Consider the following 25696-nt stretch of genomic DNA (forward strand, 5'->3'; position numbering starts at 1 on the left):
TAATATAAGGAAAAGTATTTTAGAAAATAGCATCTAACCAAACCTTCTTTTCGCGCTCGTTACAATCAGATTCCCATACATGGCGGACTTCAAGGTAGCTCATGATCCCTTCAGATCCCATCTCTCTGCCGATTCCAGATTCTTTAAATCCACCAAATGGCATACCTGGGTTTAGAAGGTGATACTCGTTGATCCACACAGTTCCTGCTTCAAGCTGGCTGGCGATCTTATGAGCTTTGTCCGCATCTTTTGACCAGACAGCTCCGGCCAGGCCGTACTTAGAGTTATTAGCAAGAAGAACGGCTTCTTCTTCAGTTTTAAATTTTGTAATCCCGACAACTGGTCCAAAAATTTCTTCCTGAAAGATTGTGTGTTTCGGAGTGATTTCAAAAGCAGTTGGCTCGATAAAAAATCCTTTAGCGAATTCACCGTCAGTTTTTCTGTTACCACCAAAAAGAAGTTTTCCATCTTCAGCTTTTGTTTTTTCAATGAAGCCTAGGATGGTCTTCATTTGTTTTTCGCTGACAACCGGCCCATAACCAGCGTTTGGATCAGTAGTTGGTGCAACCTTTACGTCTTTAATACGTGAGAGAAATTTCTCCATGAATTCAGGGTAAATTCCTTCCTGAACCAGAAGTCTTGTTCCTGAATCACAAGCTTGTCCTGAGTGGTATAGGAAAGCGTATAGAGCACCATCGACGGCGATTGAAAGATCAGCATCGTTTAAAACGATGTTTGCTGACTTTCCACCAAGCTCCATTGTGGCATTTAAAACACCGCCAGCAGTGTTTTTAAGAATTTCTTTCCCAACTTGAGTTGAACCAGTAAAGGCCACTTTTTTAACCAGTGGGTGAGAAATAAGAGCGCGACCAACGTCTGCTCCCCCTGTAATGATGTTTACAACACCAGCAGGAACGCCCGCGTCTCTGATAATTTCAGCCAAGATCGCCGCACTTGCCGGAGTTTCTTCTGCCGATTTTAGAACTGTCGTGCATCCCGTTGCGAGGATTGGCCCGATTTTCCATCCGGCCATGACTAGCGGGAAGTTCCATGGGATAATTTGTGCGCACACTCCGATGGGAGCGAATTCGCGAGAGTTGATTGAAAATCCTGCGCGAGAAGCCGCTTCGTCTTTAACTGAAAGCTTTAGCTCTCTTGCCACTTTACTCATGACTTTAAAGAAGGCAGACGTGTTGTGAACATCAGCTTTTGCTTTTCTAAGAGTTGAACCTGAGTCTCTAACTTCTACGTCCACGATTTCTTTTGCTCTTTCTTTGATCTTTTCAGAGATCTTTAAAAGTAAATCAGCGCGCGCGTCCTGAGACATGTTTTTCCATTCAGGGTTATAGAAAGCATTGTTTGCCGCTTGAACAGCTTCTTCAATGTCTTTTACTGATGGCACGTGGTATTTTGCAACTTCTGCTCCGTTAGACGGGTCAAAAGATGTCTTAATGATTTTGTCAGATGAATCTTTGAATTGTCCGTTGATGAATAGTTTAATTTCCATAACTGTTTTCCTTGTGCAGGTTATTTATAAGCTTTTTGTAGTTGTTCAATATGACTTGCATTTAAATGCCCATTGCGAGAGCACATTAAATTGTCGACATCAATTTCGTAGTAAACCATGGCCTTTTCATTAACATCGTAGAATTCAAGATAGCAGTCTTGAAATCCTAAAACGTGACCGTACTCGTGACGGATTGTCCATTTTTGATCTTTACTCTCAATTGGATATTCCGCTTCCATTGTAATTAAGTTTCCACCAATTCCATTTACATTGGCAGTCACTCCTTCTTTAAACTGAATTCGTGGAATGTCTTCTGTCGTTTTTTTGTAGTTAATAACCAGGTTAAAGTTTTCACCTTTCCACTCATCTTCAACATTTTCTTTTAACCACTTCTGAACATCTGTTCGCTCAGGAGTTTGAAAAGGAGCGATCAGTTGAGTTTTATTAGCGCTCCAATACATTTCTGGACGAGTGGCCCTGATCTTAAAGTTCAGGTCGTACATACTTTGACCGTACTTACTGAACTTGTTGTAAAATTCAAAAAGAGTGTTTCTCTTTGTGTACTTTTGCAATTCAGTTTTACAATCTGTTGGATTGAAATCGCCGTTACGGCAAAGTCCGAATAACCAACCGGTAAATTTCGCTTGATCTTCAACTGTCATATTTGGGTATGACTTAAGTGTCTCTTCCAGGTTAGGGGTCTTTTGTAAAAATAAGAAACCTCTAATGTCATAGATGGCCTTATTCATATACCATGACAACCACTGGCGAGCCCCGGCCCATCTGATCGTTGATTGATAAATGCGATCAAGGACGCGAAGAGATTTTACAAATTCAGCATCATCAACCGGCGGGTTAACGGGAAGCTCTCTTGAGCTTGTCACTACATCAGTAATAAGTGGGCTGGTCGACTTTAAGAAGTCTTCATAGCGCTTCATCATGATGTTAGTGCTGCTTTTTTGTGGCTCTGTTATAGGGATTCCACCAGTCTTTGACGGGCTTGAAAGATCAAGCTTTGTCTCTGGCGTTCTAGCAGTGTTAACTTTTGTGATCCACTGACTTGCTCTTTTTCCAACAGCAAGAAGCATTTCAAGTTTTCTGTCTTCTTCGCTTGCCGCTGCATCTTTTTCTTCGGCAATTTTATTTTGGATCATGCGCTCGATTTTTAGCGAGTGAATGTTATTAAAACGTCCACCTTCTGGTCCAATATGCGGGGGCGCGATTTCGGCAAAGGCGCTTCCTGTGATAAAAAGAGAAAGGAGTAAAACTTTCATAAATGTCCTAACAGTTTTTAAAGCTTACTGCGATCCCTTGACCTACACCAATACACATCGAGGCAAGGCCTTCTTTAATGTTTTTATTTTTCTTCATCTGGTGAGCAAGAGTTGTCACAATTCTTGTTCCCGAGCTTCCAAGGGCGTGACCGATAGCGATGGCTCCACCGTTCATATTAACTTTATTCGGGTCAAGCTCCAGACCTTTGATACACCCAAGGGCCTGAGCGGCGAAAGCTTCGTTAAGTTCGATCGCATCGAAGTCAGTGATTTTTTTGTTGTATCTTGTAAGCAGAGTTTTAACCGCTTCAATCGGACCAAGTCCCATTGTGTTTGGATGCACTCCGCGAGTCGCGGCCCCTGTCACTTCCATCATCGGAGTCAGGTTGTGCTTTTTCATAAAGTCTTCACTGACAAGAAGAAGTCCTGAAGCCCCATCGTTCATTGGGCTTGAGTTCCCAGCTGTCACTGATCCTTCTTTTCTAAACACTGGTTTTAGTTTTGCAAGCGCTTCCATTGTCGTGTCATTGCGAACGCATTCATCTTTACTAAAGACGAATGACTCTTTTTTCATTTCTACAGTGTAAGGAATGATTTCATCATTGAAGTCTCCGCGATCCCATGCCGCTGCTGCTTTTTTATGAGAGTTTACAGCAAACTGATCCTGTTCTTCGCGAGAGATTTTATAAAGATTAGCAACCTCTTCAGCTGTTTCTCCCATCGTAAAAAGTGGGAACATTTTTTCCATCTTAGGGTTTTGAAATCTCCACCCTAAAGTCGTATCAAACATTTTTTGGTCACGTCCAAAAGCGTCCCCAGCTTTAGAAAGAACGTAAGGTGCACGAGTCATGCTCTCAGCTCCACCGATGATTAAACAATCAGCGATGCCGGCCTGAATGCGTGCGTATCCGTCAATAAGAGCATCAAGAGATGATCCACAAAGACGGTTTACTGTCGTTCCCGGGACTGCCAGGGGAAGACCTGAAAGGATGACCGCCATACGGGCCACGTTTCTGTTGTCTTCTCCGGCCTGGTTAGCACAACCTACGATGACGTCGTCGATAAGAGCAGGGTCGAAGTTAATAGTATTTTTAATATCAGTAAAAACGTGAGCTAGTAGATCATCCACTCTTACTGTTGAGAGTTTTCCGTTAAGTTTTCCAATCGCAGTTCTTTTAGCGTGAACAATAAATGTTCTTTTCATAGCTGGTTTCCTTTAAGTTTTAATTCGCGTGAAACGCGGTAGCGTGAATCCTCAGTGATCTCATAAAGTTCATTTAAAAGGTCCACAATATATTTAAGTCCGATTTTATCTCCCCATTCAATTGGGCCCAGGGGATAGTTCACACCAAACTTCATAGCGAGGTCGATATCTTTTGGCGAGGCCAGGTTTTCTTCAAGAGCAAAATAGGCTTCGTTAATGATCATCGAAATAGCGCGAGGGTAGTGAAAGCCCACTTTTAAGTCTTGGTGGTTAACACCACTTTTTTCAATCACAGCTAAAAAATCATCAATATGTTTTTGAGCGGCTGGATTTTTAGCGAAAGTTTCAACTTTTTGGGTTGGCGAGAAAAAGAGCAACGACATGGCCCCCGATACTTTCGGGCAGTTTTGTAAAACCATCTCTGGCCACGTTAAGCTTAAATCAGAAATGACTTCAGCTTTTGTCGTGCGCACCAGCTCTTTTAAAAAAAGAACTTTGTTTTTTGTGCGAAGAGGAGAGAGGTCAATCACCAGGTCATATGTTTCATAACTGCTTAGAGCTTCTTCAACTGATCTCGTAGCAAAATGTTTACTGATAGTAGCATAGAGTGGATGATTATTTTCAATCACCACCAGGGTGTTTTCTTTATTCATAAATATAAAACCCCTTTTTAGTCTTTCTACCAAAACGCTTGCCATCGACCATTTCCTTTTGCAGGCGATGAGGTTTAAAGCGTGGTTCATCAAAAAAAGCGCGGTAAACTGATTCTGTGACACTCAAGTTGACGTCGATTCCTATAAGATCCATCAGTTCAAATGGCCCCATCTTAAATCCACCAACTTCTCTCATCACTGTGTCGACTTCTTTGATTTTTTCCAGGTCGTAGTGTCCGACAGCTCTTAGGGATTCGCCGTAAAAGTTGCGGGCCACGCGGTTAACGATAAATCCTGGAGCATCTCCACAAAGACAAGCGACTTTTCCTTTGCTGTTAAACCACTTCAGGATCTCTTGTGAAAGGGAGCGATCTGTTTCCAGTCCATTGATAACTTCCACCAGCTTCATAATTGTTGCCGGGTTAAAGAAGTGAAGACCTAAAAACTTTTTTTGTCTCCCTGCACTTAGGTCCTTGGCCATTTCCGTAATCGGAAATGAGGACGTGTTGGAAGCAAGGACAGTATTTTGATCCATTAACTCATCGAGCTTTTTAAAAAGATCTTTTTTGATCTCTTTGTCTTCGATGATGGCCTCAATCACTAAGTCCGCTTTTGGGTTGATCTCTTCAAGTTTTTTTACCGAAAGTTTTTTCTTTAGGTCAGATACAAGTGCAGCTTCAAGTTTTCCTTTGGCGACCAGAGAGTCGAGACTCTCATGAATGCGGTCCATACTTTTTAGAGCGAAGTCGTAGTTTGCATCCACCATTTCAACAGTGGTGTTTTGTTGCAGGAACCATTGGGCAATTCCTTGCCCCATAGTTCCTGTTCCGATAACGATAACGTTTTTAATATCCATTTTTGATTATGCTTTTTTAGGGTCTCTTTGAGGTTGGTCTTCTTCTTTGTAAGTTGGAACAACTAAACCAGCTTCATCACAAAGCTCCTGGATTTCTTTTAGGAAAGCTGTACGAACTTCCTGGTTTGTTCTTTGCTTAAGTCCAAGGCGAACGTAAAGATCGTTTGTCTGGCCTTGAGTGTTCCCAAAAACGTTCATCACTCTTGGCCACCAAAGGTTTAGTCTTTCTTGCAGGAATTCTTTTTTCGCCGGGTCTTTTGCCAGGATCTTGATCCACTTGTCCCCGTGAGCAAGGTGCATAACTTCTTCTTTGTAGATCCCTTCGATAGCTTTTTTCCATGGAAGGTAGCTTGAGTTGAAAGTGTCTTGAAGTTGGTGACCAGCAGCTCTGTCCATCAAGAAGTTAAAAAGAATGTAATCTTCCCAGTGCTTGATGTTGTAGTAGAAAATGTTTACGCGGTAGTCGTCTTTGATTCTCTTGAAGCCAATGTTGATTTGGTCTTCTTCCAGCTTGTATCCAAGGTCTTTAGATTCAGTGTGAGCAAGAGTGTCTTGTCCCAATTCATCTAATAAACGGTACATGACGTTAGCGTGTCTCATTTCGTCTTTAACCATTTGAGCAACGATTACTTTCTCTTGTAGTGTTGGAGCTTTTTCAATCCATGGCATGTATCCAAGGGCACCAGAGTACTCAGAATCTCCTTGCATCCACATAAGGTTTAGAAGGTGCTTGCGGTAGAACGCCGGCATGTCATCTGTCGCCTCAAATGTTTTTCCGTTTTTGATGTCCTCAAAAAGTTTTAGTTCTTCTGCTGAGTAGCTGTAAGCATTTCCTGTCATAATCTTCTCCTATAAAAATCCGTATCGAAATTAGTTTCCAGTAAAATTAGGCTGTCTTTTTTCTAAGAAAGCCGTCAGACCTTCTTTGTAGTCCGCACTCCTGCCTAAGAAGCGCTGAACATGCATTTCTCTTTCCATCGATTCACTAAAGTTTGAATCAAGCGCCGCTTTGATGTTGGCCTTGATCATTGATGAAGCAAGAGGTGAGAGCTTGTTAAGGGACTGTGAGTACTCCATTGCTTTGGCCATTGGATCGTCACTAAGGGCATTGATTAATCCTGCAGTATGAAGTTCATCCGTCGTGATCGCTTCACCTAGAAGGAAAAATTCCATTGTCTTTTGGTAACCAAGAGCGCGAGAGAAAATGTAAGTTGAACCAGCATCTGGAGCAAGGCCCAGTTTAGAGAAGGCTCCTACGAACTTGACTCCTGATTTACTCACGATTAAATCACAAGCGATGGCCACTGAAATACCAGCACCGGCACAAACGCCATTAACGGCAGCGATCACAATTTTCTTTGAGTCGCGAATGGCGCTGACCAGCGGGTTCCATTCAGTTTGCAGCGTGTGACCTAAATCCACTCCGCCATTGCCGACTTGAACACTGCGGTCGTTAAGGTCTTGTCCTGTACAAAAAGCTTTTCCTTCACCTGTCAAAATGATGGAAAAAACATTCGGGCTCTTGTTAGCTTCGCGGATCGCCTGAACGATTTCCATTTTGGCGTCGAAGTTAAGAGCGTTGTATAGCTCCGGTCGATTCATTGTAATCGTCGCCGTTCTGTTTTCTTCAGAATATTTAATATACTTAAACTGGCTCATGTTAATTCCCTTGGTAGGTTGGATTTCTTTTTTCCATGAACGCCTTCATTCCTTCTTTTTGATCTCCTGAAGAGAATGTCAGGTAGAAATTTCTGCGCTCAAAATCCATTCCGTCTTTTAACGTCATTTCAAATGATTTGTTGACGGCTTCTTTAGCTAAACGAACGGCCACTGGAGCACGGTCTGAAATTGTTTTAGCAAGTTCAAACGTTTCCTGCATAAGTGTTTGAGCTGGTACCACTTTTGCCACCAGACCCCAGTCACAAGCAGTGTGAGCATCAATCATGTCACCGGTTAAAACCATCATCATCGCTTTTGATTTTCCAATCGCGCGAGTCAGGCGTTGAGTTCCACCTGCTCCTGGGATTGTTCCGATTTTAATTTCTGGTTGAGAGAATTTAGCGTCGTCACCGGCAATGATTAAATCACACGACATCGCCAGCTCACATCCACCACCTAGAGCAAAACCGTTAACGGCCGCGATGATTGGTTTAGTGATCAGCTTTAACATTTCCCAAGTGCGAAAGCGCTGGTCGTTGATTTGATCAATAGGAGTCGCTGTCACCATCTGGGCAATATCAGCACCAGCGGCAAAAGCGCGCTCGTTTCCAGTTAAGATAATCACGCGGACGTTTGGATTTTTATCCAGAGTCAGCATGGTATTGACTAACTCTTCCATCAGGTCAGTTGAAAGCGCGTTCAAGACCTTTGGACGATTAAGCTTCACCAGAGCGATATGCTCGTGATTGTTATACGGGTATTCTAGTAAAATGTTTTCCATTAGAACTTCACCACTTCTTCTTCAGCAAAGTGAACAGAGACGATGTCTTTATAGTTTGAAAAAGCGTCTTTTCCACACGCCATGTTTTCTGGAGAACCCATCGCTGCTTTGAAATCTTCTTTCGTTGCAAAACAAACTTCTGTGATTAAGTGAAGATCACTTGCTCCACGTGGCCCACCAGAAACTTTGTTCATGCGAACTTCTGCAACGTGAGGCACTTTTCTTACAAGTTCCGTGTGGCCTTTAAACCAGTCTGCAAATGCATTAACGTCAGTTGGAACTTTGTACACAGCAATCATTTTAAACATAAAGTTTTCCTTGGTAATTTTAGTAAAAAAGTTTCAAAATAGTAGCATTAGCTTTTTTGCTTTAGCAAACTTTAAAGGCGTGTGTTTCGGAGGGAAAAATGATCAATTTAGTGGCCAATACTGCAGTGATTTTAGTTGCTGTCTTGCACATATATTTTCTCTACCTAGAGATGTTTCAATGGACCAAGCCTTTAGGGCTTAAAATCTTCAGAAATGACGCTGAGTTTGCTAACAAAAGCGCTGTTTTAGCTGCGAATCAGGGGCTTTATAACGGTTTTCTTGCGGCAGGTCTTATTTGGTCGGCCATGGCCTCGGGAAATGAAGCCTTACATTTGAAGATTTTCTTTCTCGGATGTGTAATTGTGGCGGGGTTATATGGCGGGTATTCCGCTAACAAAAAAATCTTTTTTATCCAGGCGCTGCCAGCGCTCATTGCCCTCGCTCTGGTCTTGAATATGTATTTCTAGTTAAGTCTGACAAAAAATCTTCCCTTGGATTTTTTTGGGCCTCTCAAAATAGGCTTTCCAGTATTTTTGTGAGATATTTTTGAAAACAAAAACATTTGACGAGAATCTTACATATGACTACCGAAATTCTTAACGGGAATGAGCTTATTATTCAAGGGGCCCTGGAAGCAGGCTTTCATTTATATACTGGCTATCCGGGATCTCCTTTAGCGGATTACTTTAATATTCTTTACGAAAGAAAAAACGAGTTTAAAGAAAAAGGGATCCGTGTCGTAATCGCTAACTCTGAAGCCAACGCTGCAGCGATGGCTTCTGGAGCAAAACAAGCTCACAAAAATGCTTTGGTGGCCATGAAATCAATGGGCCTTCATGTGGCTTCAGATGCGCTGTCTGTTGGTAATTTCGCCAACCCTGGAAAAGGGGGAGTTGTCGTTGTAGTTGGTGATGATCCTTGGTCAATTTCAACTTCAAGCCCTGCTGATTCTCGCTACCTGTTTAAACATTTACACATTCCTTTTTTAGACCCATCGACACCACAAGAGTTAAAAGACTGGATGAAGATTGCACTGGAAATTTCTCTTGAGACTTCGGTTTACCAGGGTGTTCTATTGACAACTTTTTTAGCTGAAGGGGGAGGGCGTGTTGAGATTGGAGCTGAGAAAAAAATTGATAAAGAACTCATTGAACTAAACCCTGCTGAGTTTGACCTGGCCAAAAACGTTATGGTTCCGCCCAATTCATTCAGAGCAGATATCTCAATGATCAAAGAGCGTTTTCCAAAAGTTTTTGATGTTTTAAAAGCTAAAAAATTAGACCAGATTTTTGGGAATACCTCTTCAAAAGTTGGATTCATCACCAGCGGAGCTGTTTTTGAAATATTAAAACAAGTTCTCGATGACAACGATGCTCTGGAGAGATTCTCTCTCTACAAAGTAGGGGCCCCATATCCGTTAATTGATGACCTACTTGTTCCTTACTTAAAAACGCTTGAGACGATTATTGTCGTAGAAGAAAAGCGCGGCTTCTTAGAAACAGAGCTAAGAGAGCTCATGAGCCGTCATAGGATCACGGCAAAAATTTACGGGAAACGTTTTGATGACGTGGAAGGATTTCCGATCTACGGAGGTCTTAATTATGATCTTGTTTTAGATAAAGTCTCTACGGTTTTTAACAAGCTAAACCTTGGCGCTTGTCACCCCTCAAAACATGGAGTGACACTCTCTGAAGTCATGCCTCGAAGACTTCCCACTTTCTGTCCAGGATGCCCGCATAGAGAAACTCTCTCTCTTTTAAAAGACCTTCGCGGCCACTTAAAAAAACAAAATATCAACCTGATCTCTCACGGAGATGTTGGTTGTTACTCACTATCTTTCCTTGAGCCATTTAAAGAAATGCATAACCTCTCGGCCATGGGACAAGGGGGAGCGTTGGGTGCAGGTGTGGATTTATTCACCACGAACCCTTCAGTTGTTTTGATGGGAGACTCCACGTTCTTTCACTCAGGAATCACTGATATCTCAAACTCAGTTCAGATGAGTCATGATATCACTTACATTTTATTAGATAACGACAACACGGCCATGACAGGTCATCAGATGACTCCGAGAACAGGGGAATCGGTGGAAGGCTTTAAGCGCCCGGCCCAGGACATGTTAAAAATGGTTCAGGCCTTAGGTGTAAATGAAGCGATCGAAGTCAACCCGAGTGACCGCTATTTTTATCAGAACCTGCTTCGTGAAACGGTGATGAAAAAAGGAACGAAGGTCATTATCTCGAATAAAGAATGTGGTCTGACTTTCCATGGAAGAAAGAAGGCAACAGAGAGAAAGCTATTTAACAATAATGGAACTCTTGATGTTCAACGCTTCTATCAAATCAACACTGATGCCTGCGAAGACTGCCGTGCTTGTGTTGAGATGACGGGATGTCCGGGGCTCTCGCAAACATTTGATGCTTATGGACCTAAAGTAACGATTGACCCGCAAATCTGTGTGTCTGATAGTTACTGTACAAAAATTAAAGCGTGCCCAAGTTTTGAATTGGTGGAAGTTTCAAATTATCACCCGACAAAATACAGAGCTCGCGAAGAAAAGAAATTAGCGAGTGTGAATCTTCCACTTCCAAACCAGAAGAAGACCCTTGAATCAATCGCTGCAGGTGTTGACTACCGTGCCGTTGTAACGGGAGTCGGTGGATCGGGAGTGACAACGATTTCCCGTGTTCTTGCTGAAGCAGCGAAAGCAATGGGCGGTCGCTCAGATGTGGATTTTAAATTCGTCGATCAAAAAGGACTTGCTCAAAGAAACGGAAACGTAACAAGTCACCTTGCTCTTTATAAAAAAGGGAAGTCACATGCTCAAGTCACACCTATGGGTGGAGCCGATGTGCTTTTATCACCGGATCTTTTAGATGGCTCTCACCATTTGGGATTTTTAAGTGATACAGGGATGGCGATCTTAGATAAAAAGTTCCAGATTCCTCTTTCTCTCCTTTTAGACCGTGGAGTAGAGAAGAATCCAGTGAATGAGATCACGTTAGCGAATAAACTTCAGGGACTTCTAAAAGAAAGAATCACTCTTCTTCCGATGAAAGAAGTTTCAGAAAATCATCTTGGAAAAAGCGTTTATGCTTCAGCTCTTATTTTAGGGGCGGCCTTCCAGATGGGGCTGATTCCATTCTCACTTGATGACCTGGAAGAAGCTTTTGCCAGAACAATGAAAAAAGCTGAATTGGAAAACAACCTGACAGCTTTTACTTTAGGGCGCAGGCTTGCTTTAGGTGAAGACTTAAGAATTGAAAAACAAGAAGCTCCGATGATTGATCTGCTTTTTGCTTCATTGAGAGAAAGCTCAATCTTTAATGGGAGTGCTCTAGTTGAAAAAGCTAAAACGGCCCTTCATGAGTTAAAAACAATTACTCACGGACAGGGGATTAAAGAAGAGCATTTGGCCCGTTACATTCACGACCTCTTGATCTTTGATCGAGGCCTTAAGTTTGATACCTTCCTGGCCGAAGCTAAAAAACTTCCTTCCTTATATAAAGACCAAGAGATGTTTGCCATGGCCCTAAGAACACTGGCGAAGACTTACTTTATTAAAGATGAAGTCTTCATTGCTCACATGATGGTTTCACCTATGAGACGCTTAGAAGATGAAAAGAACTACCGTGATTTAGGGACCTCTTATAAGAAGGTCTTTATCAACCGCCCAAGCTTTGATTTAGGCGATAAAAAGGTAGAGTTCGACTTCTCTCCAAAACCATGGATGCTTAAGACTATGAGGCATATGAGGTTTTTAAGGGCCGCTCTTCCTGCCTGGCATAAAGAGGAGCGCAGGATTGCCAGTGAGGTAAGATCGCGAATCCTTGGCAAGGCTTTGGACTTTAAAGAGCTGCGCGCCCTGGAAAATATTAAAGGCTACCGTCAGGTCCGTTACGATATGGCAAGGCACCTATAAAAATTTCAGACATTCACATTTAAACAAAAAGGCCGGTTATAATATCCCAAATTATATCCGGCCTTTTTTGTAAAGAATTGGCAAAGACATTGCTTTAAACACACTGACAATAAACTCCACCAAAATAATGGACGATTTTTGGAGACTATTTAGCACTATTTTAGTGTCTAAATGGCCCTGAAAAATCGTCGTTTTTATTTTTGGTGCCGACTTGGGAGATCTCTATGCGTTTATTAACTCAATTTTTCCTGATGATTGCAGTAGCAATCGGAGTGGTTCAGGCAGCTGACATTCCAGGCTACATCGGAAACCAGTCTTTTCGATTAACTGACGATCCAGAATTAAATAACGTTAACAGACGTGCAGAAGATGCAAAAGTTGACGTTGCTCGTGCAGAACAGGCCCAGGCCCAAATTGGAGATCAGGTCAGAGTGCTGGAGCAACAACAACGTTCATTAACTGAAAGAATGAACTCGCTGACAGCAGAAGCGGCTTCACTTAAAAACGTGAAGGCAACTTTAGTGGCAAAGCTTGAAGAGTTAAAAAAGACTCCGGAAGTTAATGTTGAAGCGATCAATGCTGTTCAAAAAGAAATCGAAAGCCTTGATGCTCAAATCTTAGAAAAGAATAAACAAGCGGGACAAGCAAAACTAGAGCTTGGACCAGTTAACGTTCGCCTTGATCAGGTAAGAAACGATTTCAATCTTGCTGGAAGAAAAGCAGAAGATGCTCGTCAAAGAATGCAGATCGCTGCTCGTCAAAGAGATGAATATAGAGATGAGTTGGTTTTAGCGATTAAGAAAATTAACAATGAAGGTGCTCGCGTTGGTCAATCTGATGGATCAATGGACGGAGCGGATATGTCTTATCGTTTAGGTAACGACCGTGGAAATGTTGACGGCCAAAATGATGGTCTTTCACAGGGAACTGTTGACGGACAAGACCGCTTCTATAGAAGAGGAGCTGAACAAGGTGAGCGCGATGGATCGGCAAGAGCGCGCATCAATGGTCAAAAAGACGGGACAAACGAAGGGACAATTAACGGTAACTCAAGTGCTGGTAACAGAGAAGGCCGCATTGCTGGTATCAAGAGAGCTGACGGAAGTAACGCTGCTCAGGTAGGTATCGACCAAGGTAAAAAAGCTGGTATGGAGCGTGCTGTTTCAACTGGTAAAGTTGATGGACGCAACAACGGTGAAGCAGAAACAACAAGAAAACTAGAAGCTGGTGAACTAAAATCAATTAACCTTGATGGAACATTTGCTGGTAGCTTTCAGAGAAGAAGCCCGGATTACCCAGGTGACTTCAATGGACCGAACTATAAACCAAACATCAATCACAGCAAAGACATCATGAGAAGAGCGTTTGCTGATGGATACGTATTTACTTACCGTCAATACACACGTTTTGAATTCCAAAGAAGAATCGATACGGATTACAACCAAAGATACGATGTATCTTACAAAGGTGCTTACGATTCAGCTGTGAACCGCGATTACCCAGCCTACTACGATCAAGGCCGTCGTGAAGCAGACGCTCGCGCTTACAACCGCGATTACCCAATCATTAAAGCTGAAGCTTACAGAATTGCTTTTGCTCAATTCGATGCTTCTCCAAATAGATCAAGCACAGAATTCAAATCGTCTTATACTGGAAGTGAAGCTTCTGCTTACGCTCAAAGATATGAAGATATCCGTTCGGCAAACTTTGATAAAACTGAACTGGATACATTTAATGCTAACATTGCTTCTCAAACAGAAATCTACCGTCAAAAGAGAATTGCTGAAGTTACGACTATCTATAATACAAACGCAGTTCTTCAGTTCGTATCAAGTGATATGCTTGATGGCGGTATTAAAGGTGTAGCTCTACTTGATGGTGTATTCCAACCAGGTGAGACAACAAACCACAATGTTGTTCTAAGAAACTTCGGATTTAAAGATGCAACAAACGTATCGGTTGTCCTTGAAGGTGGACAGGCCGTAAAACTTCCAAGCATCCCAGCTAGAAGTATCGTAACAATTAAAGGTGCAGCTCAAGGGACAGTTAATACTGCTCTAAGCGCAGTGTACAGATCAGCTCTAAGAGTTGTGTCTCCATTGACTTCACAAGATGCAGTTGAAGGCCGCCACTTTGATAAGATCAACAACTCAATCCTAAAAGACGCTGACCAAAAGACAGTTCGCGTGGCATACCCACTTGCTCTTTCTGGTTTAAGTCTTGAGTCTCAGTTACTAAAAGGATCAAAAAACAAACTTAGAATTGCTCTAACAAACAACTCTAAGCGCGAGTACAAAGGCGAGCTTAAAATTAAGCTTGAGACAAACTCACAAAACCCAATCATCACTAAAGAGTTTGGTGTTGTAGGCTCTCTTCAGTCAACTGTTTCTCTATCAGATGCTGAAATCCTGGTAGACGCTGAACAAGACGCATACCGCGACCTTGCTATCAGCGCTCGTGTTGAGCAAAATGGTGTAGTGATCGGAGTTCTTCCTCAAGACTTCGTAACAATGGCAAAAGCGCAATTTGCTGATAAAGGTAAAGTACCAGTTCTTGTTGCGAACACAGATGCTCAGTTAAATGACTTCTTGGATGCTCTACAGGCAATGGGTGGATCTGAAAAAGTATCTATCCTTGACTTAAGCCTTCAGTCTCTGAACGCTGGAACAATTGCTAACGGTCTGTCTCAAAAAGTACTAGTTGTTCTTGATGATTCAAGCTCAACAAGCATGAAGTCACTAAACGCTTTCCTTGGAAAGTCGAAGTCTTCAACTTTCCTTTTAGTCGATGATTCAAATGCTGGTCTAAAAAACATCCAGTCAATTGGGTCAATGAAAGATGCTTCAAAACTTCTTTTTGGAAAACGCTCTGTTCATTTCACAAACCCACACAGAGCAACTGGTGTTCTTAAGTCGAGTGCTTTAATGCAGTCGAGCCTAAGAGGATTTACGAGTGACTTAGCTCTTGCTCAGTCTCTAGCGTTAACTCCAGCAGAACTACTTGCTGAAATTAAGGCAAAAGTAACTCCAGAAAACTTTAATACACCAAACGATACAATCAAGGTGTACTCGCTTAAGGCACTTTCTGAAGTTCTGGCAATCAACGTAGCGTACGATGAATCAGGTGGAATCTTCTCTCGCGATAAGAAATGGGCGAAGATGATTGAAGAAGATGGATCACTTTTCCATAACGCTCTAAAAGCTGCTTCTTCTGGTGATGTAGTGGTTTCTAAGCTTCCGTTTGTTCTTTCGGCAATCGCCATGAAAGAAACTCTTTCAAGCGCAATGAGTCGTGGAGATGGAATCTACAGAGACATGAAGCTTAAGATCCAGAATGCAACAAATGGAGTTCTTAAGGATATGGAAGATTCTTTCGAGAAAAGTTTGAAAAAGAATTTTAAAGAGACTTATAATAAGGCATATGCAAATAAGGCCGTACATAATCCATTCTACATTCCAGAACCAACGACTTTTGATAACTAAGTCTATAGGGCCGCTTCTTTTAGGAGCGGCCTTTTTCTTTTTTTCTTCACTGACTTCTGCCCATGCGGCCCTAAAAATTGCCGTTGTCGATACTGGCTTTTGCTCAAATAAAGCTCAGACTCATGCAAAGATTCACAAAATTCTTCCCACATTAGATATGACAGAAAGCAATGAATACAATTGCGCTAAAGTCACATCAAAAGAACTTAGTGAATCAGGCCGCTTTCATGGGCAGCATGTGCTGAATGAATTTTTAAAATTCCTTCCTAAAAAAATTGAAGCACAGATCACTCCATTAGTTGTCTACGATAAAACTGGGACACAGACCGAAGATGGATGGAGCAAGGCCATTGAGTATATTGAAAAAGAAAAGATAGACCTGGTGCTTACAGCCTCAGGTTTTATTTCAGATAAAAAACTTGTGGGTGAACTTCCTTCTCTATGGTTTATTCCTTCAGGCAGAACTGAACGTCTCATTTCCAGAGAAACGGTGCTGTTTCCACAAAGCCTCACACCTAAACCAAACATCATTATGATCGGTGATTATTTTGATAAAGGACAAATCATTTACGACCAGGCCCTGTTATACCAGGATCATATTGATTATTATTTTCCTTCGGGGAGTAAGGGCTTTCAAGGGACCTCTCGCGCTGTGGCCGAAGCTATGGGGAAAGCCCTAGAAAAGTGCTTCATTACTAAAGAAGTCAAAGAGGCGTACCTACTGCGTCTTTGTTTACTTAAAAACAGTAAAGTTCTTAAAGATCCCATCCTTAAAAAAGAGTTCAAAACCTTCTAAAAGAAGTCCATTGATGATACTCTAGGCGCATGAAAGAATCAGTATCCGCCGTATTTACCACCAATGACCAAATCTTTTTTATTAAGAGACAAAACTATCTCAATGTCTTTCCTGGTTATTATGCAACTCCAGGGGGAAAGGTTGATGCCACAGACAGTGAAGAGGCCCTGCCTCATGCAATCTGGCCCAAGCATGTTAAGCCTCAGCTTCTGCACGCGCTTATTCGCGAAGTAAGAGAAGAATTAAATTACGATTTAGTGGCGGCCGTTGAAAATGGGGATGTCGTTGCAATAGAAGATATCGGTCTGGCGATTACTCCAGAATTTAATCCGTACCGATTTAAAAATTATTATATCAAGATACATCTTAAAGCACCTAAAGAGTTTAACCTCGACCCAAGTGAAGTGGAGTTTGGAGAGTGGAATACGCCAAAAAACTTGCTTGAGCGCTACCATCTGGGGCATATGCTTGCCGTTCCACCTGCAGTTGTGCTTTTAAAAACATTTGAAAAAAATCCTCTGCACAATACGCCGATTGAAATGACTCTTCCTCATGACCCGGAAATAGAAGTGCCGATGATTGAGTCGATTTATGGAGTCAGACAATTTCTTCCTCTCTCGCATACATTCCCTCCGGCCAATCGCACGAACTCTTTTATTATCGGCGATGACGATGCCGTAAAATATTTAATTGATCCTTCTCCTCGTGACGAAGTGGAACTTAAGAAGTTTTTAAAGTCAGTGAATAAAATTGGCTTTGACCGCATTCTTATTACTCATCACCATCCTGATCATTATGAATTCTCGCGCGACATCGCTCTAGAATACAAAGTGCCAATGGAGATGAGCCAGTTTACTTATGCGATTATCGGTGCTGAGTACTTTAAAGGTATTGAAGTCGTTATTAGAAAAGAAGGTGACATTCTGACAAAAAGTTTAGGTCACGATGTCATCGTTTATGAAGTTCCTGGACATGATGAAGGACAGCTGGCGATTGCACCAAGAAACTTAAGCTGGTTTTTAGCTGGAGATTTAATTCAGACAATCGGAACGGTGGTTATTGGTGGACCTGAAGGGGATATGAAGAAATACTTCAACTCTCTTATGCGCGTAATTGATTTAAATCCAAAAAATATCATCCCAAGTCACGGGATCATTATTGGTGGGACTCATAAAATTTCTGAAACGCTTAAGCACAGGCAAGAGCGCGAGAATCAAATCAAAGAACTTTTAAAGATGGGAAGAAATCTGCAGGAGATTCTCGATGTAGTGTATGTCGGGCTTAAACCTGAGCTTCTACCATATGCTTTAAAAACGATAGAAGCTCACATTACAAAAATTAATAACGAAAACAATTAAGAATTCAGCTCTTTTTTCCCGGCGATCAGTTTTTCAACGATCTCTGGGTTTAAAAGAGTTGAAGTATCGCCGATACTTTCAATTTCGTTTTCAACGATCTTTCTTAAAATGCGTCTCATGATTTTTCCAGAGCGTGTCTTTGGCAGACCTTCTACAACCTGAATAAGATCCGGCTTAGCAATGGGCCCGATAATCTTATTAACAGTCTCACGGATTTCTTTTTCCAGGGCTTCAGAATCTTCAACCCCATCCACCGGGATAACAAAAGCGTAGAGCCCCTGGCCTTTGATCGGGTGAGGAAGTCCAACCACTGCACTTTCAATCACTGATGGGTGCTCATTGATGGCATCTTCAACTTCTGCCGTTCCGATTCTGTGTCCAGAAACGTTGATAACGTCATCTACACGTCCAGTGATGCGGTAATAGCCGTCGCTGTCTCTCTTGGCGCCATCTCCTGTAAAATAGTATCCAGGATAAGTAGAGAAATAAGTTTGAATAAATCTTTCGTGATCGCCGTAAATTGTTCTGGCAAGTGAAGGCCATGGCGTTTTTAAACACAGGTTTCCGCTGGCCACCAGATCTTTAATCTCTTTTCCATTTTCATCCATTAAGCACGGCTCAATTCCTGGAAGTGGAAGAGTGGCGTGGGCAGGTTTTAATTTTGTGAGGCCTGCCATTGGAGAAATCAGGATTCCTCCTGTCTCTGTTTGCCACCAGGTATCGACGATCGGGCATTTTTCTTTTCCTACGTGTTTGTGATACCAGTGCCATGCTTCTTCGTTGATCGGCTCACCTACAGAGCCCAAAACTTTAAGCGACGACATTTTAAATTTATCCGGGATCTCATGCCCGAATTTTTCCAGCGACCTGATGGCCGTTGGGGCCGTGTAAAGGTGAGTGACTTTGTGTTTTTCAACAACCTCCCAAAAACGTGCTGGAGTTGGGAATGTCGGAACACCCTCAAACATAACAGTGGTTGCACCGTTAAGTAGCGGGCCGTAAGTCATATAACTGTGACCAGTGATCCAGCCAATATCTGCTGTACACCAGAAGATATCGTTTTCTTTGTATTGGAAAACATCTTTAAAACTTTTCCCAACGTGAACCATATACCCTGCCGTTGTATGCAGAAGTCCTTTTGGTTTACCTGTTGATCCTGACGTATAAAGAATAAAAAGAGGATGTTCTGCTTCAACCGGAGTTGGCGGGCAGTAAAGTTCAGCGCTCTTAATTACTGTTTCATAATTATAATCGCGTCCACCTTTCATGTTGATTTCGTTGTTTGTTCTCTTCACAACCAAAACGGTCTCTACAGAGTCTAGTCCTTCGATCGCCTCATCGACCATGGCCTTAAGCTGGATAAGTTTATCCCCGCGGTAAGCTCCGTCGTGAGTGACGATAAGTTTTGCTTTTGAATCTTCCAGTCTTCCTCTCAGCGAAAGAGGAGAGAATCCACCAAAGACTACCGTGTGAATGGCACCAATGCGTGCACAAGCTAAAATACCGATCATCAACTCAGGAGTCATTCCCATGTAGAAACAAACGACGTCGCCTTTTTTAATTCCTTTAGACTTTAAAAGATTAGCAAAACGACAAACACTTAAATGAAGTTCACCGTAAGTTAAAAATGATGAAGGCTCATTTGGATTGTTGGGTTCGAAGATGAGTGCTTTTTTATTTCTTCTATTTTCCAGATGGCGGTCAAGGCAGTTTTCTGTGATGTTGAGTTCGGCGCCATTAAACCACTTCACGTCGGCCTTGTGGAAATCTCCGCTAATAAGGTTGTCCCACTTTTTCTTCCAGACATAAGTCTGGGCCAGCTCACTCCAATACTCGGATTGTTCGGCACTTAGTAGATTAGACATATCTGATTCCTTCCATAAATGTTTATTGATGAGATAATTTTAGACCACTTAACTCAGCGATGACAAATTTTTGGGGCGGAATTGAAACTGCGAAGCTTTCCTTAAATGACCAATTTTACAATGGCTTTATTGTACTAGAGTCCTTTTCTCAAGTTTAGATCAATTTATCCGATAAGATAGATTAGATAGGAGTCTTTTATGAAGATTTTCACATACCTTTTTGCCGCCATGATGTTGAGTGCTAACAGTTACGCTCAATTGAAATTTGGAGACCGAGCGGCCTCTCCTGGACTCCAATTTGGTGACATTAATAAGGCCACATCTTGCGATAGAGACGGCCTGTTTTTAGCAGCACCTACTTATGGTCTAGGCGCGTTTTTAACTAACGGAAGTAAGATTAATAAATTCACTTCTTGTTATGAAGGAAAATCCGCTGCTTTTGGAGCAGAGAGATACAGTCTTACCAGATGCCAGCAGGCCATCGAATGTAAAAAGATGTGGGATGACTCTCAAGCTGACAATATCAACATGGTTCTTAATAAAATTGTTGCCAAGGACTACGGTAAGAACGTTCTTAAGCAAAGCATCGACTCGATGGAGAATTTGGAAGAGCTTAAGAGATTTGCTTTTAGAAAATATGGTTTGATTGAAAAAGGATGTCAAAATCGTTTTGAATTAAAGGCCAATGATTCATGCCGCCCTGATCTTCTCGTAGGAGTTTTTGAAAATTTCCAGGAGAAGTGTTTAGGAGGAAGCTCATGTTTTAATAAAAAACTGGGTGGAAATGATGTCGTAGAAAACTATAGTGATTTCAAGCAGGCCCTAAAGACACCAAAAGAGAAATCAAATTTCATGCTCGATTTCCTTTATAACAGAGTGAATGCGACCAACGCAAAAAACCTGGCCGATGATAAAGTGAGAATGGAGAAGCTCTCAGTGCTTGTGACATCTGAACACTTTAAAAAGGCCACAGCTGATCAGAAGATGGACCTGTTCTTTGATGAGATGGGAACTGATATGCTGGATAAGTTAAATGATCCAGTTCTGGCAATGGATTTTGGTTCTATGCTTAACAGTGACCTGCTTAAGAAGAGCCCGAAGTACAAACAGCTTTCGGCCATTCTTTCAGATAAAGACCTGACGAAAGAATCTTTCACTGAAAAATTTGAAGGCTATAGAAAAAACCGTGTCACAGAAATTCTGCAAAAAGGGGAATTCTGTGAAAATACTAAAAAGATGCAAAATATTTGTATTGAAGTCACTGGTATTGCTGATGGAAAAATGCTTCCGAAGGATGCCACTAATGCCGATCACATCTCTTCAAAGCAAGTGGAGCAAGATTCTGACTATGAACGCCTGAAAATTCTTGCGAGCGCCAAAGATGGTGATGAAGACAAGATTAATATGTTCATTGAGGCCAAGCGCTGTACAGTGTTCGATTTAGGAAGTGACCGCTTCAGTTTAAATGGGAAAGTTATTGATCCATTTGGTAGTATTTCCTCTTCAATGACTAGTGGTATGGTTTATGACGGCCATGAAAAATATAGTGGAACGAAGGACGCTACCAGAGAAGATTCAATTACTAACTATATCGGGCAGACCGGCGAATATTACACAAGTAAAAGTGATAGTTCTCGTTCTGGGGCCAGCTCATTAGGTGAGAGCAGTTCTGGAGGGGATATTCAGGTTCACGAGGAAAGCAGCGAAGGGCTTGCTGGTGGATTTAACAATGCTATCAGCAATCAGATCCCAATGAATAATTACAGCAGTACTTTTGCAGACTCATACAATGCAAACCAGTTTGGATCAACTTTTGTAGACCAGGCAGCGCTGACTCAGCCTGATGCTAAAAAAGATGAGACCACAAGCTCAGAGTCTTCTTCTTCAGGAACAACGGCTTCGGGAGCGATGAACGACAAGGTCAACGACTTGATGAAGCGTCTTTCGGCAGCTGAAGAAAGAGTTGAGAAAATGAAGGCAGAGAGCGAAGCAGCTGAGGCCGACAGAGCAAAACAAAAGAAAATTGATGAAGAAAATGCATTAATTAAAGAACTAAGAGGACAGATCACTGACCTTAAGTCTCAGTCGAAAAAAGAAGCGACTGTCGCGAGTGCTCCGGTTCAGACTCAAGAAGCGCAAAAATCAGTGGCATCAAATTATAACAGCTATAATTCATCTCCGGTCATGGGTTATACGCGAGGGGAATCGGCAACAGCGAAATCACAATCCGCTGAAAATTTTGATTCGGGAAGATCATCGCAGGCTTCACCGACATCTGGATCATCGATCTCAAGATCAGTGGCCTCTTCTTCAGGTGCAGTGTTAACTTCGACATCTAATAGCGATGGAGTTAAAACGACAACTCTGGCCTCAGGTCTGGTTCTTACGACAATTGATGGTTTGACATCGGAAAAGGCAACCCAGACGATTTCTAACCGAATTATGGAACTTAACGGTGCTCCTTTTTACATTGAGGAAGGTGGTCTTGTTAAAGAAATCATTCCAGTCGTTAAAGATGGAAAGGTTCTTCTTGATGACAAAGGAAACCCAATCTTTGAGAAGATTGTTAAAGGAAAAGTAGGTGATAAGAAGTTTGCTAAAAAAGGCAAAGAGCGCGAGCCGGCAAGCATTACAGACGCTGCTGACTTAAAACGTGACCAGGAAGAAAAGGTTAAGCGTGAGAGAGCTGAGTATTTAAAACTTAAAAATATCACTAACGGCGCTATTAACAAAAAATAATCCCACATCATTCATTGATTATAAAAGGCCTCGCTTATGCGGGGCTTTTTTTTGTCTTTTTCATGTATTTATAATGATACGCTCGTATCTAGATTTAATACGTTTTTAAAATTTCCAATCGTCATATTAACTAGTTAAAGACTAAAAAACTTGGCACCCAGGTTGTAATAGCGTCTCCATATTGGAGAGTGATTATGAAAAACTGGGTACTGTCTTTAGCTATTTCAACGAGTCTTTTGCCGGCCTATGCTCACGCAGGATGGGGCTGCTCGAAATCAATTAGAGAAAATGCCAGCGCTGTAGAGGCCATTAAATTTCTTAGACCTTATGAAGGAAACTTCAGTCTTGGCTCTTGCTCCATTGAACTGCAGGTTTGTGACTTGAATGTTCCTGCAGACGACAACGCCAGTTCATTTGCGGCAGACATCGTGGTGATTAACCGTTCAGGTGAGCGCTACATTCCCTTTTTCATCAGCACCGAAAAAACAAAATGGCAAAAGCAAGTCATCTTCCAGAATCAGAGGGCCTTTGTCTATCGCCTGAAAGACTGGAATGAAGACCCGGAAACAGGGAAAGACGAAAAATACGATATCGAGTTTATCCGCAAAGAAAATTCAAAAGAGCTTGATTACATCGAAGTTGGCTTCACTAGTGAAGTTGAAAGACAGAGAGAAGGTTACGTGCCTCCCAAGTGGATGGCCTGCGGTTTTGAACGTGAAGCTTATCTTAGAGAACATCCGGTAAAACATAAAATTAAATCATTTTGGTGGTGGTTAACACACCCAAAAACACGTTAGGGGGAATTATGAAAAAAACAATGTGTTTAAGTTCAATGCTACTTTTAAGTCAATCGCTCTTTGCTGGCGTATCACCTGCTGATGGGCAGTTTGCTGTGCTAAAACCTCAGTACTCATGTGAGGTCAATGTTCCAAAAGGTAGATCGTCTTCACAGATTTATTTTAGTAAAGACTGTCAGACGGCCTACGTACTGCCGTCGCTCAATATGAGAAAAACGGTTCTAAAACCTTATGTGACAGCTGATGCTGGAATTTGTAACCGTTACACTCAAGTGGTCAATTCTTTAAATAAGGTTGATGCCAAGGTTGAAAAACTGGATGAGACAATTGAGAAGCTTCAAGAAAGTTATGCCAATGCTAACAGCGACACTGACAGAAGAGTCTTAAAAGAAAAACTGGATTATTTCCAGGTGGCCAAAGAATCTCTGGTTAAAGAAAGAAACGTGGCGCTTGATCCATTCTATAATACAGCAGCTCTAAGAGCTCAAATCAGAGTGGAGTCTGACATTATGGATGAAGTGGCAGCTTTCCAGACAGAAAACCTAAATGCTGTCAGTTCAGCGGATCGCGTTTTTCCTGTGAGATTTGCTCCTGCCCAGACGCTTGATTCCTTACTGGCAATTTCGTCAAAAGATGTAAAAGGATACTTAGGAAGATCAGTTTTAAAAATTGATTTTCCGGGAACTCGTTATGTTCCAACGAAAGAAGAAAAAGATTACTACTCACCACAGACGACTCTAATCAATATGAATGGATCAATGAGTGGTGTGGTTGATATCTCGGCCGTTAGCTACTGTTCAGCACTGGCCAAGAGAAAGGATTTAAATCCGGCCGATGAAGAAGATTTAGTGGGCCTGTTTCATTCGGCGGTCGCTCTCAACTACGATTACCAGGTTAGGGTTCAGGCCGGTGTAAGACTGCATATGAAATCGACTCTGGAAATGAAAGATTTTCTTTCACGTATCCAGGAAAGAATTGTGAACACGGCCTTCTCAAGAGACCAGTTCTTAGGTGCAATGGTTGAAGGTGGAGTTCTAAACAACCTGATCATTGATATTGATGACCAGGGACAGGAAGTAGATCTTTCAAAAATCGTTTTTTCTGAAAATGGAGATGGCGAAAGTGAAAACTTAAACCCAATGGCACCGCTTATTGGAAAGTTTATTAAAATGCACCTTGATAGGATTGAAGAGAAACTGGAAAAACACGGTCTTTTAAAATCAGTGACAGAGGCGCGTGCTAAAGAAATCCAGGCGCAGACGAGACAAGAAGTTGGTGGATACAGAACAATCTGTCAATCGCGCTCAAGCTGGTTTAGTAGCCATAAATCATGCCGTCAGGAACCAGTGTACGTAACAGTAAACTACCCGGGAGTTTCAGAGCTTCTGAAATTAAACTCGGATACATCAAAGATTGAAGATGAAGTGACGTTTGAAACTCACCAGACGACAACAGTAAGACACTCTTCAACTTTTGGAAAAAGATAATCTTAAATAAACGGGGATAATATGAAAACAGCATTAATAATGGGATTACTAGCGGTTCAAACCGCTGCAATGGCAGAAACAAATTGGGACCAGCTTGTACTAGAGGCACCTGAAGCAAAAACTTATCGTGTTGAATTAGATAAACGTTTTGTTGAATTTGACCTGGTGAAATTTAACAGCGGAAAAGTTCGCTTTAACGGATTTTCCCGTCTAAGTAGCAAAGATAAAGTAAAGCTGGTCTATCATATGAAGAAAAAAGGTCTGGAAGAAGCTTGCCGCGATTACGCAGAACTTGGTGGGCGATATAAATTTAAGGCCGAACTGGTTTTTAAAAAAGGTGCAGTCGCAAAAGATTTTTCTTTTAACTTAGATGGAAAAACTTACAGCAGTGCTGATTTTGATAATCAGCTCAGCATCGGGAAGGTCGCAGTTGAAGAGCTGGGGGCATCTGAGCGCTCTCCTTACACTAATAGTGCGAATGAAGAGATTTCAGAATACTCAGAGCTTATGAACTCAGCGATTGAAAACGCTCATGGCGATACAGTCGTTGTGGATCTTTCAAAGAACCTGGGAATTGCTTGTGATATCGGACTGGGCTTTATTAAACCTGTTGTAACTCAGACAATCTCTTATGAAAAGGCAATGCCTAATTTGAGCTACTGGATTGATCAAAAGAGTTATAACGAACTTTATCGTCTCTTTAACGATGAGATGAAAAAAGTTTCCCCTTCTATTGAGCGCGACGTTCAAAAATTTAATGAAGGATTAGTTCTAGGATGGTCTCTGGCCCAAGGGAATGAACGCTTAAAAGACGTCGTCCTGAAAAACGGAGACAAAGGAGCAAAACTTTTAAAGTCATTGAAGCTTAAAGGTGAATCAAGTGAGGCGACAGAATCAATGTGGAGACAAACTTTTGACTACGCAAAGCCTACGTCATTAATGACGAACCAGAAACTTTCAATTGTTTCAGGCGATGTTTTTGTTGAAGTTGTAAACGAATAGGTGATG

19 protein-coding genes are annotated in these 25696 nt (G+C 41.8%); 9 read left to right on the top strand and 10 right to left on the bottom strand.

The window, feature by feature from the left end; all coding sequences use genetic code 11:
- Nucleotides 1–19: 19 nt before the first annotated feature.
- Genes C0V70_RS08090 through C0V70_RS08130 form a run of 9 tightly spaced genes read right to left on the bottom strand, consistent with a single transcriptional unit; the run spans nucleotide 20 to nucleotide 8242 of the window.
- A complete protein-coding gene (locus tag C0V70_RS08090; protein WP_102243359.1) occupies nucleotides 20–1507 on the bottom strand; it encodes an aldehyde dehydrogenase family protein in 1488 nt (495 codons plus the stop codon).
- A gap of 20 nt (nucleotides 1508–1527) precedes the next feature.
- Nucleotides 1528–2781: a hypothetical protein gene (locus tag C0V70_RS08095; RefSeq protein ID WP_102243360.1), complete on the bottom strand. Its 1254-nt coding sequence runs from the start codon at nucleotides 2779–2781 to the stop codon at nucleotides 1528–1530.
- A gap of 7 nt (nucleotides 2782–2788) precedes the next feature.
- Nucleotides 2789–3985 (bottom strand): thiolase family protein, encoded by a 1197-nt coding sequence (locus C0V70_RS08100; RefSeq protein WP_102243361.1) that lies wholly within the window; start codon nucleotides 3983–3985, stop codon nucleotides 2789–2791.
- The gene (locus C0V70_RS08105) at nucleotides 3982–4638 is read right to left on the bottom strand and encodes a 3-hydroxyacyl-CoA dehydrogenase family protein (protein WP_158649619.1); all 657 of its coding nucleotides are present in this window, start codon (nucleotides 4636–4638) and stop codon (nucleotides 3982–3984) included. The genes C0V70_RS08100 and C0V70_RS08105 overlap by 4 nt, the downstream gene beginning before the upstream one ends.
- Nucleotides 4631–5494, bottom strand: a complete 864-nt coding sequence (locus C0V70_RS08110; protein WP_102243363.1) for a 3-hydroxyacyl-CoA dehydrogenase NAD-binding domain-containing protein — start codon at nucleotides 5492–5494, stop codon at nucleotides 4631–4633. Before C0V70_RS08110 ends, C0V70_RS08105 begins: the two co-directional genes overlap by 8 nt.
- A gap of 6 nt (nucleotides 5495–5500) precedes the next feature.
- Entirely contained in the window at nucleotides 5501–6334 is an 834-nt protein-coding gene (locus tag C0V70_RS08115) for a 1,2-phenylacetyl-CoA epoxidase subunit PaaC (protein WP_102243364.1), read from the bottom strand.
- A 30-nt stretch (nucleotides 6335–6364) separates the two neighbouring features.
- Nucleotides 6365–7153, bottom strand: coding sequence for an enoyl-CoA hydratase/isomerase family protein (locus C0V70_RS08120; protein WP_102243365.1), 789 nt, complete (start codon nucleotides 7151–7153; stop codon nucleotides 6365–6367).
- A 1-nt stretch (nucleotide 7154) separates the two neighbouring features.
- Nucleotides 7155–7934: an enoyl-CoA hydratase-related protein gene (locus tag C0V70_RS08125; RefSeq protein ID WP_102243366.1), complete on the bottom strand. Its 780-nt coding sequence runs from the start codon at nucleotides 7932–7934 to the stop codon at nucleotides 7155–7157.
- Nucleotides 7934–8242, bottom strand: a complete 309-nt coding sequence (locus C0V70_RS08130; RefSeq protein ID WP_102243367.1) for an EthD family reductase — start codon at nucleotides 8240–8242, stop codon at nucleotides 7934–7936. Before C0V70_RS08130 ends, C0V70_RS08125 begins: the two co-directional genes overlap by 1 nt.
- 101 nt (nucleotides 8243–8343) lie before the next feature.
- Here C0V70_RS08130 and C0V70_RS08135 point away from each other — a divergent pair, with 101 nt between their 5' ends.
- From C0V70_RS08135 to C0V70_RS08155, 5 genes are all read left to right on the top strand, one after another.
- Nucleotides 8344–8709, top strand: a complete 366-nt coding sequence (locus C0V70_RS08135) for a DUF1304 family protein (protein WP_185903145.1) — start codon at nucleotides 8344–8346, stop codon at nucleotides 8707–8709.
- Between the two features lie 113 nt (nucleotides 8710–8822).
- Nucleotides 8823–12164, top strand: coding sequence for a 2-oxoacid:acceptor oxidoreductase family protein (locus C0V70_RS08140; protein WP_102243369.1), 3342 nt, complete (start codon nucleotides 8823–8825; stop codon nucleotides 12162–12164).
- A 224-nt stretch (nucleotides 12165–12388) separates the two neighbouring features.
- A complete protein-coding gene (locus C0V70_RS08145) occupies nucleotides 12389–15646 on the top strand; it encodes a hypothetical protein (protein WP_102243370.1) in 3258 nt (1085 codons plus the stop codon).
- Nucleotides 15636–16442: a hypothetical protein gene (locus C0V70_RS08150; RefSeq protein WP_102243371.1), complete on the top strand. Its 807-nt coding sequence runs from the start codon at nucleotides 15636–15638 to the stop codon at nucleotides 16440–16442. Before C0V70_RS08145 ends, C0V70_RS08150 begins: the two co-directional genes overlap by 11 nt.
- 29 nt (nucleotides 16443–16471) lie before the next feature.
- Nucleotides 16472–17800 carry an MBL fold metallo-hydrolase gene (locus tag C0V70_RS08155; RefSeq protein WP_102243372.1) on the top strand — a complete coding sequence of 443 codons (1329 nt, stop codon included), beginning with the start codon at nucleotides 16472–16474 and terminating at the stop codon, nucleotides 17798–17800.
- On the opposite strand, the gene acs is transcribed toward C0V70_RS08155, so the two are convergent.
- A complete protein-coding gene (acs, locus tag C0V70_RS08160) occupies nucleotides 17797–19665 on the bottom strand; it encodes an acetate--CoA ligase (RefSeq protein WP_102243373.1) in 1869 nt (622 codons plus the stop codon). The genes C0V70_RS08155 and acs overlap by 4 nt on opposite strands.
- Nucleotides 19666–19863: 198 nt before the next feature.
- Here acs and C0V70_RS08165 point away from each other — a divergent pair, with 198 nt between their 5' ends.
- The 4 genes from C0V70_RS08165 (at nucleotide 19864) to C0V70_RS08180 (ending at nucleotide 25690) form a co-directional block, all read left to right on the top strand.
- Nucleotides 19864–22404: a coiled-coil domain-containing protein gene (locus C0V70_RS08165; protein WP_102243374.1), complete on the top strand. Its 2541-nt coding sequence runs from the start codon at nucleotides 19864–19866 to the stop codon at nucleotides 22402–22404.
- Nucleotides 22405–22598: 194 nt separating this feature from the next.
- Nucleotides 22599–23201 carry a hypothetical protein gene (locus C0V70_RS08170; RefSeq protein WP_102243375.1) on the top strand — a complete coding sequence of 201 codons (603 nt, stop codon included), beginning with the start codon at nucleotides 22599–22601 and terminating at the stop codon, nucleotides 23199–23201.
- Between the two features lie 8 nt (nucleotides 23202–23209).
- Nucleotides 23210–24688 carry a DEAD/DEAH box helicase family protein gene (locus tag C0V70_RS08175; RefSeq protein WP_102243376.1) on the top strand — a complete coding sequence of 493 codons (1479 nt, stop codon included), beginning with the start codon at nucleotides 23210–23212 and terminating at the stop codon, nucleotides 24686–24688.
- A gap of 21 nt (nucleotides 24689–24709) precedes the next feature.
- A complete protein-coding gene (locus C0V70_RS08180) occupies nucleotides 24710–25690 on the top strand; it encodes a hypothetical protein (protein ID WP_102243377.1) in 981 nt (326 codons plus the stop codon).
- The last annotated feature ends 6 nt before the right edge of the window (nucleotides 25691–25696 follow it).

This window comes from Bacteriovorax stolpii, assembly GCF_002872415.1.
Lineage (GTDB): Bacteria > Bdellovibrionota > Bacteriovoracia > Bacteriovoracales > Bacteriovoracaceae > Bacteriovorax > Bacteriovorax stolpii.

Coding starts and splice junctions, on each gene's coding strand:
- C0V70_RS08145 (WP_102243370.1), top strand. CDS start 12,389: ATGCGTTTATTAACTCAATTTTTCCTGATGATTGCAGTAGCAATCGGA.
- C0V70_RS08115 (WP_102243364.1), bottom strand. CDS start 6,334: ATGACAGGAAATGCTTACAGCTACTCAGCAGAAGAACTAAAACTTTTT.
- C0V70_RS08130 (WP_102243367.1), bottom strand. CDS start 8,242: ATGTTTAAAATGATTGCTGTGTACAAAGTTCCAACTGACGTTAATGCA.
- C0V70_RS08100 (WP_102243361.1), bottom strand. CDS start 3,985: ATGAAAAGAACATTTATTGTTCACGCTAAAAGAACTGCGATTGGAAAA.
- C0V70_RS08095 (WP_102243360.1), bottom strand. CDS start 2,781: ATGAAAGTTTTACTCCTTTCTCTTTTTATCACAGGAAGCGCCTTTGCC.
- C0V70_RS08175 (WP_102243376.1), top strand. CDS start 23,210: ATGAAAAAAACAATGTGTTTAAGTTCAATGCTACTTTTAAGTCAATCG.
- C0V70_RS08165 (WP_102243374.1), top strand. CDS start 19,864: ATGAAGATTTTCACATACCTTTTTGCCGCCATGATGTTGAGTGCTAAC.
- C0V70_RS08110 (WP_102243363.1), bottom strand. CDS start 5,494: ATGGATATTAAAAACGTTATCGTTATCGGAACAGGAACTATGGGGCAA.
- C0V70_RS08125 (WP_102243366.1), bottom strand. CDS start 7,934: ATGGAAAACATTTTACTAGAATACCCGTATAACAATCACGAGCATATC.
- C0V70_RS08170 (WP_102243375.1), top strand. CDS start 22,599: ATGAAAAACTGGGTACTGTCTTTAGCTATTTCAACGAGTCTTTTGCCG.
- acs (WP_102243373.1), bottom strand. CDS start 19,665: ATGTCTAATCTACTAAGTGCCGAACAATCCGAGTATTGGAGTGAGCTG.
- C0V70_RS08140 (WP_102243369.1), top strand. CDS start 8,823: ATGACTACCGAAATTCTTAACGGGAATGAGCTTATTATTCAAGGGGCC.
- C0V70_RS08120 (WP_102243365.1), bottom strand. CDS start 7,153: ATGAGCCAGTTTAAGTATATTAAATATTCTGAAGAAAACAGAACGGCG.
- C0V70_RS08105 (WP_158649619.1), bottom strand. CDS start 4,638: ATGAATAAAGAAAACACCCTGGTGGTGATTGAAAATAATCATCCACTC.
- C0V70_RS08180 (WP_102243377.1), top strand. CDS start 24,710: ATGAAAACAGCATTAATAATGGGATTACTAGCGGTTCAAACCGCTGCA.
- C0V70_RS08090 (WP_102243359.1), bottom strand. CDS start 1,507: ATGGAAATTAAACTATTCATCAACGGACAATTCAAAGATTCATCTGAC.
- C0V70_RS08155 (WP_102243372.1), top strand. CDS start 16,472: ATGAAAGAATCAGTATCCGCCGTATTTACCACCAATGACCAAATCTTT.